We start from the raw sequence: 14804 nt of genomic DNA on the forward strand, positions 1-14804 counted from the left end.
GGTACGGCGGGTCCACCGGGTCGGGGCCGGACCCGGGTGGATCATGTCATCGGCACCGCTCACCGGCGACGGAGTGACCGAGGAGGACCGCCATGCCCCGCGACGACTGGAAGGGTGTCGTCAACCAGATCCTCTACGGGTTGATCTTCACCGTCGAGCTGGACGACGCGGCCGCCGCCCGGATGGCCGAGGCGATGGTCGAACGCCGGTCGTTCGGCGCCGGTCCGCGCCTCTACGCCGCGGCGATCGCCCGGGCCCGGCGGCACCGCGGCCCGCTGACCGACGAGCTGCCCACCCCGCACGACGAGGAGCGGTTCCGGGAATTCCTGGAGCTGCTCGCCGTCCAGCTCGACGCCCGTCGGCCGTGGCGGCGAACCACTTCCTGAAAACCGGTGTGTGAGCCCCCTCCCGTGGGTACAGGCCGGCGATGTTCTTCATCTTCGGACTGCGCACGTCCGTCAACCGGTCCGGCGTGGTCACCGCGGTCTGCCGCAACTGCGGCAACCGGGCCGCGCAGGTGATCACCCGCCGGTCGACGAAGTTCACCCTCTTCTTCATTCCGCTGATCCCGGTCCGCACCCGCTACGTGCAGCAGTGCTCGTTCTGCGGGGCCGAGTACGGCATCGCCAAGGACGAGGCCCGCAGCCTCCCGGTGGGCTGACCCGGAGATGGCCCGCTTCCTCTGCTGGCTGATCGGCCGGCAACCGGTCGTGCCGGCCCTCGCGCCGGTGCACACCGTCTCCCGTCCGCCCTGCACCCCGGGCCGTCGCCGGCACCGCCGTCGCAGCCGGCCACTGGCCGGGGCCCGCTCGCCCCGCTCACCCTGGAACCGGTCCGCCGAGCGCTGACCATGTGATCTTCCGCCCGTACCGGATGCCTGCTGACCTCCGCGTTCTAGGCTGGGGCCGCCGTCCGAACGGGGAGAATCTTTGCGTAACCACCCGGCCGTCGTGCTGGTCGCCGTCCTGCTGTCCACCCTTTCGCTGCCGGTCTCGCTGACCGGCGCGTCGGTCGCCCTGCCGGACATCGGGCGGGACCTCGACGCCGGACTGGCCGGCGTGCAGTGGGTGGTGAACGGCTACAACGCCACCTTCGCCAGCTTCATGCTGGCCACCGGGGCGCTGGCGGACCTGCTCGGCCGGCGCCGGGTCTTCGTCACCGGCGTCGCGATCTTCGCCGGCTCCGGGCTGCTCGCCTCGGTCGCCGGGAACATCGTGCTGCTCGACCTGCTGCGCGCGCTGGCCGGCGTCGGCGCGGCCGCCGCCGCGACCAGTGCCTCCGCCCTGCTGGCCCACGCCTTCCCAGGCCGGGCTCGGGCCCGGGTGTTCAGCATCTTCGGGACGACCATCGGCGTCGGCCTCGCCTTCGGGCCCTCCATCGCCGGCCTGCTGATCTCCGCGTTCGGCTGGCGGGCGGTCTTCGCCGCGCCGGCGCTGGCCGCCGTGGCGGTGCTGGCGCTCACCCCGCTGCTGCCCGAGTCCCGCCAGCCGCACGCCGGGCGGATCGACTGGCCCGGGACGGTCACCTTCACCGCCGCGCTGCTGCTGCTCATCTTCGGTTTCGTGCAGGGCCCCGAGCTGGGCTGGTCCGCCCCGGTGATCGTGGCGGCCTTCGCCGCGGCGGTGGCCCTGCTGGTGGCCTTCGTCCGGGTGGAACGCCGACGGCCCGAGCCGATGTTCGACCTGGCCCTGCTGGCGAGCCCCCGCTTCCTCGGCATCTGCCTGGCGGCGGCCACCATCGTCGCGGTGCTGGTGCCGCTGCTGGTCTACCTGCCGTCGTACCTGACCACGGTGGTCGGGATGAGCCCCGGCGCCGCCGGCGCGACGCTCATCCTGCTGACCGCGCCGACGCTGGTGCTGCCGTTGCTCAGCGGTGCCCTGACCCGGCTGGTGCCGGCCCCGGCGGTGATCGTCACCTCGGTGGCGGTGGTCGCGGTGGGCGCCGCCTGGGCCACCGTGCTCGCCCCGGACAGCGGCGCCGCCGCCCTGGCCGGCCCGCTGCTCACCATCGGCGTCGGGGTGGGGTTGTCGATCGGCCTGCTCGACGCCATGGCGATCGGCAGCGTCGCCGCGCACCGGGCGGCCACCGGCGCCGGGATGATCAACACGGCTCGGCTGGCCAGCGAGACGGTCGCCATCGCGGTGGTCGGCGCGGTGCTGGCCAGCACCACCGCCGGCCGGCTCGCCGACCCCGGCTTCACCGGCGGCCTGCGTACCGTGCTCTGGGCGATGACCGGCGTGGCCCTGCTCGCCGCGGTGGCGACCGCCGTGCTGGTCCGCCGGGCCCGCGTCCCGGCCGAACCGGCGCTGAGCGCCTATCCTGGCGGATCGTGACGAGCACCGCGCAGCGCCTGGCCGCGATCCGCGGCGACCTGCCCCCGAAGCGGCACAACGCCCGGACCATCGCCGCGCTCACCGGCAACCCGGGCTGCGCCCGCCGGGCGGTGCTGGACGGCGCCGGGGTGGACAAGCCGAGGCTGGCGGAGGCGATCGGCTTCCCGGCCCGCTTCGGACAGTCGCGGTTCGCCATCACCCGGGGCAACGCCTTCGAGTCACAGGTGAAGGCCGACGGCGGGGCGGAGCTGCTGCGGCTGGTCGCCGAGCGGCTCGGCGTACCGGTGCCGGAGCGGGCCGGCTGGACAGACCTCGGCGGCGCGGACGACCTGCCGGACCGGCACGAGCGGTCCCGCCGGGCGCTGACCGCCCAGGGGCCCGAGGCGGCGCTCTTCGACCACCCGTTGCTCGGTCTGGACGTCGCCGGCCAGCGGGTGCACCTGGAGCCCGACCTGGTCGCCGCCCGGCTCGGCGGCCGGTTCCACGTGGTGGAGATCAAGTCGTTCCCGGTGGTCGACGGGCAGGCCGACCCGGCGAAGGTGGCCGCCGCGGCCATCCAGTCCGCCGTCCACGTGCTGGCGCTGCGCGAACTGCTCGCCGCCGAGGGGCACGCCGAGGAGCTGGTCTCGCACGACGTGGTGCTCATCTGCCCGCGCGACTTCGGCAACCGGCCGGTGGCCAGCCTGCTCGACGTCCGCAAGCAGCTGCTGGTGCTGCGCCGGCAGCTCGACCGGATGGCGAAGCTGGACGCGCTGCTCGACACCGTGCCGGCGGACTTCACCGCCGACCCGACCGCCGACCCGGCGACCCTGGCCGCCGGCCTGCGCGGGGTGCCGGCCCGCTACGCGCCGGAGTGCCTGGCCAGTTGCGAGCTGGCGTACTTCTGCCGCAACGAGGCGGGCGGGCACACCGGGGCGCTGGGCCGGCCGGTCCGGGAGGCGCTGGGCGGCGTCGCCACCGTCGCCGAGGTGCTGGCGCTGGCGACCGGCGAGCGCGCCCCCGAGCCCGAGCAGGAGGAGGCCGCCGCGCTGCTGCGGGCCGCCGCCCGGTTGCGCGCCGACGCCCTCGCCGGAAACCCCGCATGAGTACGCCCCGCGCCCGCCGGGCGCCGGCCGCCCCGATCCGGCGGTCCGCATGAGTACGCTCCGGGCTCTCGCCAGGGCGCAGGCGCTGGCCGCCGGGGTGGCCCAGCCGGTGGCCACCGTCCGGCACCTGCACCTGTCCGCGCGTCCGCTGGTGGTGGTGCCGCTGGCCATGGCCGGCGAGGCGAACGCGCCACTGGCGGCGCTGGTCGGCGCGGCCCCCGACGAGGCGCGGCTGCTGATCGTGCCGCAGCCCCGCAACCGGGACCAGCGCTTCCGCTTCGCCGCCGAGCTGGCCGCCACCGTGCTGCCCTACCTCGACGAGTTCCGCGACGTCACCGAGGCGGTGCCGGTCGACCAGGGCCGCGACGTCCGGCACCGGTACGTCGACGCGCCGCAGCTGCTGGTGCCGAACCCGGCCGGGATCACCTTCCTGCGGCTGCTGGGCCGCTCGACCCGGTTCCGCCGCCCGGACGGCGATCATCCGGTACATCCGTCGGTGCCGCTGCTCGGGCGGTGGCTGACCTTCTTCGCCGAGCGGGCCGAGCACCCCGGCTCGTCGGCGCTGGTGGCGATGACCGACGCGCTGAGCCTGCACTGGGCCACCGGCCAGAGCGTGGTGGAGGACCTGCACCTGCCGGCGCTGCTCGGCTGGATCGATCCGCCGGCCGGCATGACCGGGGCGCAGGCGGCCGCCCGGGCCGAGGACCCGGTGGTCTGTCCGCCCGCCGGCCCGGCCACCGATCCGGAGTTCGACAACCGGGTGCTCGCCCCGGCCGTCGCCGCGTACGCCGAGGCGGGCGACGACCCGGTGGCGCGCGGCGCGGCGTACGCGGAGCTGGAGCGGGTGCTGCGCGACCAGCTGGCGCCCACCTGGGAGCTGATGTGGCGCGGCGTCGGGCTGCTGCGGACCCTGCCGCCCGGCGCCCGGGTGGCCGGCCGCTGGAACGGCGACAAGGACGCCTTCACCGGCCACGCCGAGCACGTCGACGCCGGCGGCGGCCCGCAGCCGCGGCGCGACGGCGCGGTGGTGGCCGCCCAGCGGCTGCACCGGCTGGAACGCGCCCTGACCACGTACGCGGTGCAGCGCGCCTACGACGATCCGCTGGTGATGGCCGAGCACCGGCTGACCGGGGAGGCGTTCGTCGGGGACGTGACGCTGGCCGACCCGAAGCGGGTCGACGACACGGGGAAGCGGCCGGTGCTGCGCCCCCGGATCCAGCTCGTCACCACCGAGCCGGTGCTGGTGCCGGTCGGCACGACGCTCTACTCGCCGGCCCGGCCGACGCAGAAGGCCAGGGTGGTCTTCCTGACCCCGGCGGCGGACGGCAAGACCGAGGTGGTGCTGGAACTCTCCGGCGCGATGGGCCGGGGGCTGACCGCGGCGCCGGGCAGCGTGCCGGAGGTGGGGGAGCGGCTCTGCTACACCACCCTGTCCGAGGCGTTCCTGCCCGCCGGAGCCTTCCCGACGCCGGAGGAGACGCCGTGGACGCACGGCGGCCCCCCGCCCACCCGCTCCGACGACGCGCCCGCCGCGAGCGACGCCGACCCCGCCGAGGACTGGGCCTGAGCAGCGGCGGGCCCGGCACCGCCACCGTTTACGGGCCCGGCCCGGACACCGCCACCGCCCACGGGCCTGGGCCGGCCGACGCCGACGGCGGCGGCTGACCGCCGCGCCGCCCCGCGTCCTTTCTGGCCGGACAGCTCGTCGCGCCCGCCGTCGCGCCCGCCGTCGCGCCGGTCCGACCGTCCTGGACGGACGGTCCTGCCCGGGTCCCTCGGCCCTGGCGAGGTGCCCCGGTGCTGGCTAGGCTGCGATGGTTCGCCGCCCGTGACCGGTCCTCACCGTCGAGGTGCGCACAGGAGAGAGAGCCGGAGCGACCATCGTGCTGCCCGATGACGCCCGCCGAGAGGCCGTCGCGCCGCCCCGCTCGACCCGCGCCCGACGGGTCGGCGCGGTTGCCGCGGCGCTGGTCGTCCTCGTCGAGGCGGTCTGGCTGACGGCCGCGCTGCCCGGCGCCGCCCTGGCCGGCGACCTCGGCGCGATCACGGTGGCCGCGTGGTCGACCCTCGCCTGCGCCGCCGCGGCCCGCCGGCACCCCGCGACGCTGCGCCGGTTCTGGACGCTGCTGGCGGTCACCATGGCCCTCGCCGCCGCCGGCCGTACGCTGTGGACCGTCCAGCGCCTCGGCGGCGAGACACTGCCGCACACCCCGCTGATCGGTGCCGTCTTCACCGCCGGCATCCTCACCGGCACCATGGCCCTGCTCTGCTCGCTCGCCGCCCCGCGCAGCGCGGTGGGTCGGGCCCGCACGCTGCTCGACGGGGTGATCGTCGCGCTGGCCCTGATCCCGATCGGCTGGGTGGTGGTGTTCCGGGACATCGCCGACGCCGACCTGGCCGATCCGCTGCGTACCTTCGGCCTGCTCTACCCGATGCTCGACCTGATGCAGCTGACCATCCTGGTGGCGGTGGCCGGCCCGTCCCGCCCGATCTGGCGGCCGCTGACCCTGATCGGCGCGAGCCTGGCCACCCGGGCCGGCGCCGACGCGGTCTACGTCTCGCTCGTCGCGCACGGCACCTACGCCCCCGGGCACGTGATCGACGTCTGCTGGCCGCTGAGCTACCTGCTGATCGGCGTGGCCACCACGTACCCGCCGCCGCCGGTCGGTGAGGGCGGCGACGAGGGCATCGAGTCGCCGTTGCCGCCCTGGTGGCGGGTCGCCCTGCCGTACCTGCCGGTGGGCGGGGCGATCATCGCGGTGGTGCTCGCCCGGCACCCCACCGGGCAGACCCCGCACCTGGTCTTCATCGGCATGATGGCGCTGCTCGGCGCCCTGGCGCTGCGGCAGGGACTGGCCGCCAACGAGAACCTCCGCCTGGTCGCGCGGCTGCGCCGGCTCGCCTACGCCGACCAGCTCACCGGCCTGCCCAACCGGCTGATGTTCAACCGGCGGCTGCGCCGGGCGCTGCGCGACGGGCCGCCGGTCGCCGTCCTGCTGCTGGACCTGGACGGGTTCAAGCAGGTCAACGACCGGTTCGGGCACGCCACCGGGGACACCCTGCTGACCAGCATCGCCGACCGGATGCGGGACGCCGTCGGCGACGACGGCACCATCGCCCGGCTCGGCGGGGACGAGTTCGCCGTGCTGGTCGACGGGGACGGCCCGGTCGCGCCGGAACGGCTCGCCGAGCGGCTGCTCGCCGCCCTGCAACCCTCCGCGGGCGAGGAGGACGTCGGCATCCACCCGTCGGCCAGCATCGGCATCGCCGAGTACGGCCCGCAGCACGCCTCCCACAGCGACCTGCTGCGCGACGCCGACATCGCGATGTACGCGGCCAAGGCCGCCGGGAAGTCGGCGTACCGGACGTGCACGCCGGGGCTGCGCGAGTCGGCGGTGACCCGGGCGGAGCTGATCGCCGACCTGCGCCGGGCGGTCGACGAGCAGCAGCTGCACCTCGACTACCAGCCGATCGTCGACCTGGCCACCGGCGCGGTCCGCAGCGCGGAGGCGCTCGTCCGCTGGCGGCATCCCCGGCTGGGGCTGCTCGGGCCGGCCGCGTTCCTGCCGCTGGCCGAGGAGACCGGCCTGATCGTGCCGATCGACCGCTGGGTGATCCACGAGGCCTGCCGGGCCGCCGCGACCTGGCGGGAACGGGCGCCGGAGGCCACCGTGGCGGTGAACATCGCCGCCGCCCACCTGCGCCGCCCGGACCTGATCGCCACCGTCACCGCGGCCACCGCCAGCGCCGGGCTGGCCCCCCGCGCGCTGACCCTGGAGCTGACCGAGTCGGCGCTGATCGACGGCAGCGAGGCGGTGCTGGAGCGGCTGGGCCAGCTGCGCGAGCTGGGCATCCGGATCGCCATCGACGACTTCGGCACCGGCTACTCGTCGCTGAGCTACCTGCACCGCATCCCGGCCACCGAGCTGAAGATCGACCGGTCGTTCGTCTCCCGGCTCGACACCGACGCCCGGGCGTACGCGACCGTGGAGATGGTGACCCGGCTGGCCGGCGCGTTCAACCTGACGGTGGTGGCCGAGGGGGTGGAGACCGAGGAGCAGCACGCGGCGGTCACCGCGATCGGCTGCGTGCACGGGCAGGGCTACCGCTACGGCCGCCCCGGCCGCCTGACCGACCTGCGCCCGGTCTCCGCCCCGGTCTGACCGGTCGGCCCGGCCGGACGGCCCGCCGAGTACGCCGGCCAGCGGCTGACCACCGGCAAGCAGGCGGAGTGCTTCGCCGAGGGTGTGACGAGGGGCGCAGAATCGGGCTTGACCCTCACGCAACGGCAGGCGGGAGCCTTGGTCGCGGAAGGGAGGGAAACCATGGCGTACACGGTGGGTCAGGTGGCGAAGGCGGCCCGGGTGACGGTCCGGACGCTGCACCACTACGACGAGATCGGGCTGCTGTCGCCCAGCGGACGCACCGCGGCGGGCTACCGCCGCTACGACGACGCGGACCTGGAGCGCCTGCAGCACATCCGGTTCTACCGGGAGCTGGGGTTCCCGCTTGAGGAGATCGCGGCGATCCTCGACGACCCGACCGCCGACCCGGCGGCGCACCTGCGCCGGCAGCACGAGCTGCTGACCGGGCGGATCGGGAAGCTCCAGGAGATGGTCACCGCGATCGAGCTCGCGATGGAGGCGAGAAGAATGAACATCAATCTGACCCCGGAGGAGCGGTTCGAGGTCTTCGGGGACTTCGACCCGGACGCGCACGCCGAGGAGGCGGAGCAGCGCTGGGGCGGCACCGAGGCGTACCGGGAGTCGAACCGGCGGGTGGCCGGTTACTCGAAGGAGGACTGGCTGCGCAACAAGGCGGAGAACGAGGACTGGGGGCGGCGGTTCGTCGAGGTGATGGCGTCCGGGGCGACGGCGGACTCGCCGGCGGCGATGGCGCTGGCCGAGGAGCACCGGCAGCTGATCAGCCGCTGGTTCTACGACTGCTCCTACGAGATCCACACCGGGTTGGCCGAGATGTACGTGGCGGATCCGCGGTTCACCGCGCACTACGAGGCGATCGCGCCGGGGATGGCCGCGTACCTGAACGAGGCGATCCACGCCAACGCGATCACGCGCGCCTGAGTCGGTGTGGGGGGTGCGGCTCCCGCCTGGCAGGCATATTGGTGCCTGTCAGGCGGACCGCCCCACCACACCACCGGAGGTCACCGTGCTCATCGTCGCCGGAAGTCTCTACGTCGACCCGGCCGGGCGGGACGCCTACCTGGCGTCCTGCGCCGAGACCGTGCGGCAGGCGCGCTCGGCGCCCGGCTGCGTGGACTTCGCGATCAGCGCCGACCTGGTCGAGCCGGGCCGGATCAACGTCTACGAGCGCTGGGACAGCGACGACCAACTGCTCGCCTTCCGCGGTTCCGGCCCAGCGGAGGAGCAGATGGCGGCGATCCTCGGCGCCGAGGTGCACCGCTACCGCATCTCCGCCGTCGAAGCCCCCTGACCACCCCCGCGTAAAGATCCGCGCACTTTCTCGGAAAGAGTGGCTGTTCCGCGCTGGATGGGCCCTCTTTCTCAGAAAGTGCCGGCCCGACTGGCGACGGGCGGGGGCGAGGTGGGGGCGGGGTTACAGCAGGAGGTCGAGGAGGAGGACGCCGAGGAAGCCGACCACGGAGATGATCGTCTCCATCACCGACCAGCTCTTGATGGTCTGTCCGACCGTCAATCCGAAGTACTCCTTGACCAGCCAGAAGCCCGCGTCGTTGACGTGCGAGAAGAACAGCGACCCGCAGCCGATGGCCAGCGCCAGCAGCGCCACCTCCGGTCCCTGGAGGGTCTCCGCCAGCGGCGCGACGATACCGGCGGCGGTGATGGTGGCGACGGTGGCCGAGCCGGTCGCCACCCGGATGCCGACGGCCACCAGCCAGCCCAGCAGCAGCGGCGAGAGGTTCGCGCCCTCGGCCGCGTTCGCGACCAGGTTCCCCACCCCGGCGTCGACCAGCACCTGCTTGAAACCGCCGCCGGCGGCGACGATCAGCAGGATGCCGGCGATCGGCGGCAGCGACCCGCCGAGGAAGGCGGAGACCTGCGTGCGGCTGAAACCGGTCCGGTAGCCGAGGAAGATCATCGCGAAGATGACGCCGGCGAGCAGGGCGACGATCGGGGTGCCGACGATGTCCAGCGCCTTGCGGCCGGCGGTGCCCTCGTCGAGGGTCAGCTCGCCGATCGCCCGTAGCAGCATCAGCACCACCGGCAGCAGGACGGTGATGACCGCGGCCCACAGGGCCGGCGCCCGGCGCGCCCGCACTCGTGCGGTGGCGGCCTCGTCGATCGGCTCACCCGGGCGGCCGGCGCCGGGGTTGGCCAGGTCGTCCTCGGTGACCAGGTCGCCGTCGGCGTCGAGCGGGCCGCGCCCGGTGGCCGCCGGACCCCGGCCGCCGGCGAGCGCGGCCGGTCGCCGGGTGGGTAGCAACGCCTCCGGTGCGGTGGCGGGCACGTAGCGGGCGATGAAGTTGCCGAAGATCGGACCGGCGACGATCACCGTCGGGATGGCGACCAGCAGTCCCAGCGCGAGGGTCTGGCCGAGGTTGGCGCCCAGGGCGTCGATCGCGACCAGCGGGCCCGGGTGCGGCGGCACCAGGCCGTGCAGCACCGACAGGCCGGCCAGCGCCGGGATGCCGATCTTCATCAGGGGTACGTCGGTGCGCAACGAGACCAGCAGCACGATCGGCACCAGTAGCACGACGCCGACCTCGAAGAAGAGCGGCAGCCCGATGAGGGCGGCGACCCCGGCCATCGCCCAGGGCAGCGCCGTGCCGGAGACCCGGCCGACCACCCGTTCGACGATGCCGTCCGCGCCGCCGGATTCGGCGAGCAGGCCACCGATCATGGCCCCGAGCGCGATCAGCAGGCCGACTCCGCCCACCGTGGAGCCGACGCCGCCGCTGAACGAGGTGACGATCTTCTCGGGGGAGACGCCGGCGACCACGCCGAGCACCGCCGCGCCGAGGATCAGCGACAGGAACGGGTGGACCTTGCCCCAGGCGATCAGGAGCACCACCGCGGCGATGCCCAGCAGTGCCGCGACGATCAGTTGGGCGTCACCGGCGTCGGTGAGCTCGGCCGGTGCGGCGAGGACAGTGGTCACGGTAATCACGACCTTCGGACGGCGTCCGGTCCCGTGCGGGACGGGCGATCACATGGGTGCGGGGGCGGGTGACGGTTCCGGCGGCAGGCTCGGGGCCAGCCGTCGCAGCGACGCGAAGGTCGGGACGAGTGCGTCGTACAGCTCGGAGAAGAGCGGGAGCAGCGCGGCGTAGGTGGCGGCGGCGGCCGGGTCGGGGCGTACCGTCTCGTCGATGTCCACCAGGTCGGCGGCGACGTCGATGGACGGGATCAGCCCGAGCGCCTGCATGCCGAGCAGCGCCGCGCCGAAGCTGGAACCCTCGTGCCCGGCGGGAAACCGCACCGGCATGCCGAGCGCGTCGGCGAGGATCTGCCGCCACAGCGGGCTGCGCGCGAAGCCGCCGCTGGCCCGGATCTCGCGTACCTCGTTGCCGGCCGCCCGTACCGAGGCCAGCACCAGGGCGAGCTGCTGGCACACCCCCTCCAGCGCCGCCCGGATCAGATGCTCGCGGCGGTGGCCGTGGGTGAGCCCCACGTACGCCCCGCGCGGCAGCGCGCTCCAGTGCGGCGCCCGCTCGCTGAGCAGGTACGGCAGCATGATCAGCCCACCGGACCCGACCGGCGCCCGCTCGGCCAGCGCCAGCAGCTCCTCCTCGGAGTCCTCGCCCAGCTCCGGAGCCAGCGCGTCGCCGGCCCACTGGAGCACGATGCCGCCGTTGTTGATCGCGCCGCCGACCACCCAGCGCTCCTCGGTCAGCGCGTAGCAGAACACCCCGCCGAGCGGATCGACGGCCGGCCGCTCCACGGCCACCCGCATCGCCCCGGACGTGCCGATCGAACAGGCCACCACGCCCGGCCGGACCGCCCCCAGGCCGAGGTTGGCCAGCGGGCCGTCGCCCGCGCCGACCACCACCGGGGTGTCGGCGGGCAGCCCGGTCGCCACGGCCGCCGCGGCGGTGAGGCCGGGCAGCACCGTGGTGGTCGCGACGAGCTGCGGCAGCTGCTCCTCGACGATGCCAGCGATGCCCAGCGCCTGCGCGTCCCAGACCAGGTGGTGGATGTCCATCAGCCCGGTGGCCGAGGCCACCGAGTGGTCGGTCACCAGCGCGTCGGTCAGGCGCAGCAGCACGTAGTCCTTGATGCCGACCCAGTGCGCGACCCGCTCGAAGACCATCGGCTCCTGCTCGGCGAACCAGACCAGCTTCGGCAGCGGCGCCATCGGGTGCACCGGCGTGCCGGTACGCCGGTGCAGCGCCAGCCCCGGCGGGGCGGCCCGCAACCGCTCGGCCTGCGCGCTGGCCCGGGAATCCGCCCAGGTCACCGACGGGGTCAACGGGACGCCCTCGGCGTCCAGGCCGATCAGGCTGTGCATGGCGGTGCTGAACGACAAGCCCGCCACCGGCCCGGGCAGCTCGCCGGCCACCGTACGGACGCACTCGACGACCGCGTCGAAGATGGTCGACGGGTCCTGTTCCGCCCAACCCGGGTGCGGCTCGTCCAGCGGATAGCCCACGGAATGGTGGGCGAGCTGCTCGCCTTCGGTGTCGTAGGCGACCACCTTGGTGCTTGTGGTGCCGATGTCGACGCCGAGCACGACCCTGTCGCTCCTCGCGCCCACCAGCCCACCTCCGCCTGACGTGCCGGGTAGCCCCGTCGCCGTCCGGCTGCGGCTGACGTTACCGAGGGTGAGGGCACCCCGCATGGCGCACCGGATGATCCCGCCTCGGCCGGCGCCGCCGCCGGCCTCCTGCCGAGGCGAACGTGAATCGACGCAGCGCATCCACCAATCGTCCGGATTGGTCACCCGATCGGGTGGTTCGCGCGCTTCGGCGTGTCCGCCGGACTCGCCGCCACCGTTGATCCGGATGACACCCCGGTTGGTGGCTCGCGCGGCGAAGGAGTCGGCGTGGCAGATACTGATTCGACGGGTTCCACCTGGCGTTACACCTGGGCGCGCAAGCAGAACGAGCGCCGGCAGCGGGCATACCGCGAAGCCGAGCGCGCGTGGCGACAGCGCGACGACGAGCTGCGGCGACTGCGTACCCTCGCCGTCGACCTGCACGGCTCGGTGGCGGCCGGCCACGGCCTGCCCCTGGAGCTCGCCCCCGGCGAGGTGGTCTTCTGGGCGCTGCCCGCCGCGCAACTGGTCGAGGTCCGGCACACCACGGTGCTGCCCGCACCCGACCTGACCGTCGAGCCGCTGCCGGCGCCGCTGCGCCACCGGCTCCCCGACGGCGTCCGGGCCACCGACGCCGGCGTGGCCGTGATCACCAACCGCCGACTGGTGCTGCTCGGCGGACGCGGCCGGCGCGACTGGGCGTACGGGAAGATGACCGGCCTGTCCCACGACCCGGCGGCCCCGGTGTCGCTGATCCAGGTCCTCGACCGGCGGCGCACCTGCGGCCTGCTGGTGCCGCCCACGGCGGCGGCCGAGTTCCGGTTCACCCTCACCCTGGCCTTCGCCGACGCCATCGAACAGCGCGCGGCGGTGATCGCGCAGCTCGACGAGCTGATCGCCGAACACGAGCAGACCCGGCCGTTCCGGCCGGCGATCGCCACCCCCGGGCAGGCCCGGCTCGCCGGGCGCATCCCCGGCGGCCGGCGCACCGTCGCCGTCGCCATCGCGCTCGCCCTGGTCGTGCCCGCGGTCCTCTTCGAGGCCGACCCGCCGGTCAGCCCCGGCTCCGACGTCGCCGTCGCCGCCACGCCGGTGCCCGCGCGGGTGGCCGCGCCCCGCGCCGCCGCGCCCTCGCCGTCCGCCGTGGCGAAGCCCCGCCGCTCGCCGGCCGCGCCCTCGCCGTCGGCCGAGCGGCGCTGCGGCGCCCCGACCAACCCCATGCGGTACGACTTCTGCGGCGGCGAGCGCGTCCGCCGGCCCGACCACCGGCTCTGCGACTTCTTCGACTGCGCGCAGAACCTCTGGGCGGGGCGCGGCTACCTGGTGCAGTGCAAGGACGGCGCGGTCAGCCTCACCGGCGGTCGGCGCGACGCCTGCGCCGGTCACCGGGGGGTGCGGCGCACCGTGTTCAGCTGAAGTCGGGCAGGGTGAGCGTGCCGTCGTCGGCGAGCGGAAACCCCGGGTTCCAGGCGATCTCCCAGACGTGACCGTCGGGGTCGGTGAAGAAGCCGGCGTAGCCGCCGTAGAAGGTCTCCGCCGCCGGGCGGGTGATCCGCGCGCCGGCCCGCTCCGCCGTGGCCAGCACGGCGTCGACCTCGGCGCGGTTACGGACGTTCTGCGCCAGCGTCAGGCCGCCCGGGCCGGTGTCCGGCACGCCCGCGTCGGCGGCCAGTTTCTCCCGGCCCCACAACACCAGGGCGAGACCACCGGCCTGGAAGAAGACGGTCTTTTCGACCTCCTGCCCCCGCCAGCCGAGGCGCTCGTAGAACGCCCGGGCGCGCGGGAGGTCGACGACGCCGAGGGTGATCAGGCTGATCCGCTGTTCCATGCCCCGGACCGTACCGCCGGGGACCGTCACGTTCTCCTACGGCGTTCCGTCAGGTATGCATGAGGATCTTCGTCCGGGCCGCCTGCGTCCTGCTCGGGTTGACCGCACTGCTGGTCGGAGGGTGGGCGCTGCGCCGACCGGACGGTTTCGCCGAGGCGGTCGATTTTCCCGGCAGCCACCACTTCGTCCACGACGTCGGCGCGTTCCAGCTCGGCATCGGGGTGACCCTGCTGCTCGCCGCGATCTGGGCCGACGCGCCGGCGGTCGCCCTGGCCGGATACCTCGCCGGGGCGCTCGCGCACACCGGCACCCACCTCGCCGACCGGCACCTCGGCGGCAGCGCCGGCCAGACCTGGCTGGTCGGGCTCACCGCCGCGCTGGCGGCGCTCGCGCTGGTGGCCCGGTGGCGCGAACTCGGCGGCGTGCTCGGCGCGGTCGAGGTCGGCGCGGCACCGGCGTGGGCGCCGTTCACCCGGCAGAAGACCGTGCTGCTGACCAGCTTCCGCCGCGACGGCACCCCGGTCGGCACGGCGGTGAGCATCGCCGTCGACGGCGACCGGGCGTACGTGCGCAGCTTCGAGCGGGCCGGCAAAACCCGGCGCGTCCGCAACGAGCCCAGGGTCACCGTCGCCCCGTCCACCGCTCGCGGCCGACCGACCGGCCCCGCCGGCGAGGCCACCGCGCGTCGGCTCACCGGCGACGAGGAGCGGCACGCCGCCCGGCTGCTGGTCCGCAAGTACCCCGTGCTGCACGGCGTGCTCGTGCCGCTGGCTCACCGCCTCGGGCGGCGGCGCACCGGCCGTACCGTCCACTTCGCCCTCACCACGCCGCCGGACCGACCGGCCTGACCAGCGCCCGGGTGGC

At 74.8% G+C, this 14804-nt stretch carries 13 protein-coding genes; 10 read left to right on the forward strand and 3 right to left on the reverse strand.

Translation table 11 applies throughout. The features are described 5' to 3' along the window. Positions 1 to 92: 92 nt before the first annotated feature. The 8 genes from ACTMS9_RS05560 (at position 93) to ACTMS9_RS05595 (ending at position 8872) form a co-directional block, all read left to right on the forward strand. Complete coding sequence (locus ACTMS9_RS05560) at positions 93 to 386, forward strand: hypothetical protein (protein ID WP_441164275.1); 294 nt, start codon at positions 93 to 95, stop codon at positions 384 to 386. A gap of 41 nt (positions 387 to 427) precedes the next feature. Beyond that, positions 428 to 661 carry a zinc-ribbon domain-containing protein gene (locus tag ACTMS9_RS05565; protein ID WP_280841139.1) on the forward strand — a complete coding sequence of 78 codons (234 nt, stop codon included), beginning with the start codon at positions 428 to 430 and terminating at the stop codon, positions 659 to 661. A 268-nt stretch (positions 662 to 929) separates the two neighbouring features. After that, complete coding sequence (locus ACTMS9_RS05570; RefSeq protein ID WP_441164276.1) at positions 930 to 2333, forward strand: MFS transporter; 1404 nt, start codon at positions 930 to 932, stop codon at positions 2331 to 2333. Next, the gene (locus ACTMS9_RS05575) at positions 2330 to 3418 is read left to right on the forward strand and encodes a hypothetical protein (protein WP_441164277.1); all 1089 of its coding nucleotides are present in this window, start codon (positions 2330 to 2332) and stop codon (positions 3416 to 3418) included. Before ACTMS9_RS05570 ends, ACTMS9_RS05575 begins: the two co-directional genes overlap by 4 nt. Before the next feature lie 49 nt (positions 3419 to 3467). After that, complete coding sequence (locus ACTMS9_RS05580; RefSeq protein WP_441164278.1) at positions 3468 to 4985, forward strand: hypothetical protein; 1518 nt, start codon at positions 3468 to 3470, stop codon at positions 4983 to 4985. A gap of 316 nt (positions 4986 to 5301) precedes the next feature. After that, on the forward strand, positions 5302 to 7581 hold the full coding sequence (locus ACTMS9_RS05585) for a putative bifunctional diguanylate cyclase/phosphodiesterase (RefSeq protein WP_441164279.1): 2280 nt from the start codon (positions 5302 to 5304) through the stop codon (positions 7579 to 7581). A gap of 162 nt (positions 7582 to 7743) precedes the next feature. Further along, on the forward strand, positions 7744 to 8502 hold the full coding sequence (locus tag ACTMS9_RS05590; RefSeq protein WP_441164280.1) for a MerR family transcriptional regulator: 759 nt from the start codon (positions 7744 to 7746) through the stop codon (positions 8500 to 8502). A gap of 85 nt (positions 8503 to 8587) precedes the next feature. Then, on the forward strand, positions 8588 to 8872 hold the full coding sequence (locus tag ACTMS9_RS05595; RefSeq protein WP_441164281.1) for a putative quinol monooxygenase: 285 nt from the start codon (positions 8588 to 8590) through the stop codon (positions 8870 to 8872). Between the two features lie 123 nt (positions 8873 to 8995). Here the strand turns inward: ACTMS9_RS05595 and ACTMS9_RS05600 are convergent, their stop codons facing one another. Next, positions 8996 to 10516, reverse strand: a complete 1521-nt coding sequence (locus tag ACTMS9_RS05600; protein ID WP_441164282.1) for a GntP family permease — start codon at positions 10514 to 10516, stop codon at positions 8996 to 8998. 48 nt (positions 10517 to 10564) lie between these two features. Then, positions 10565 to 12112, reverse strand: coding sequence for a gluconokinase (locus ACTMS9_RS05605; protein WP_441146904.1), 1548 nt, complete (start codon positions 12110 to 12112; stop codon positions 10565 to 10567). Between the two features lie 288 nt (positions 12113 to 12400). Between ACTMS9_RS05605 and ACTMS9_RS05610 the strand changes: the two genes are divergently transcribed. Further along, on the forward strand, positions 12401 to 13528 hold the full coding sequence (locus ACTMS9_RS05610; RefSeq protein WP_441164283.1) for a hypothetical protein: 1128 nt from the start codon (positions 12401 to 12403) through the stop codon (positions 13526 to 13528). Here the strand turns inward: ACTMS9_RS05610 and ACTMS9_RS05615 are convergent. After that, complete coding sequence (locus ACTMS9_RS05615) at positions 13521 to 13940, reverse strand: VOC family protein (RefSeq protein WP_441164284.1); 420 nt, start codon at positions 13938 to 13940, stop codon at positions 13521 to 13523. The two genes, ACTMS9_RS05610 and ACTMS9_RS05615, sit on opposite strands and share 8 nt — an antisense overlap. 59 nt (positions 13941 to 13999) lie before the next feature. On the opposite strand from ACTMS9_RS05615, the gene ACTMS9_RS05620 reads away from it, so the two are divergent. Beyond that, positions 14000 to 14788, forward strand: coding sequence for a PPOX class F420-dependent oxidoreductase (locus tag ACTMS9_RS05620; protein ID WP_441164285.1), 789 nt, complete (start codon positions 14000 to 14002; stop codon positions 14786 to 14788). Positions 14789 to 14804: the final 16 nt, after the last annotated feature.

Origin of the sequence: Micromonospora sp. L31 (assembly GCF_052068075.1) — a bacterium.
Lineage (GTDB): Bacteria > Actinomycetota > Actinomycetes > Mycobacteriales > Micromonosporaceae > Micromonospora > Micromonospora purpureochromogenes.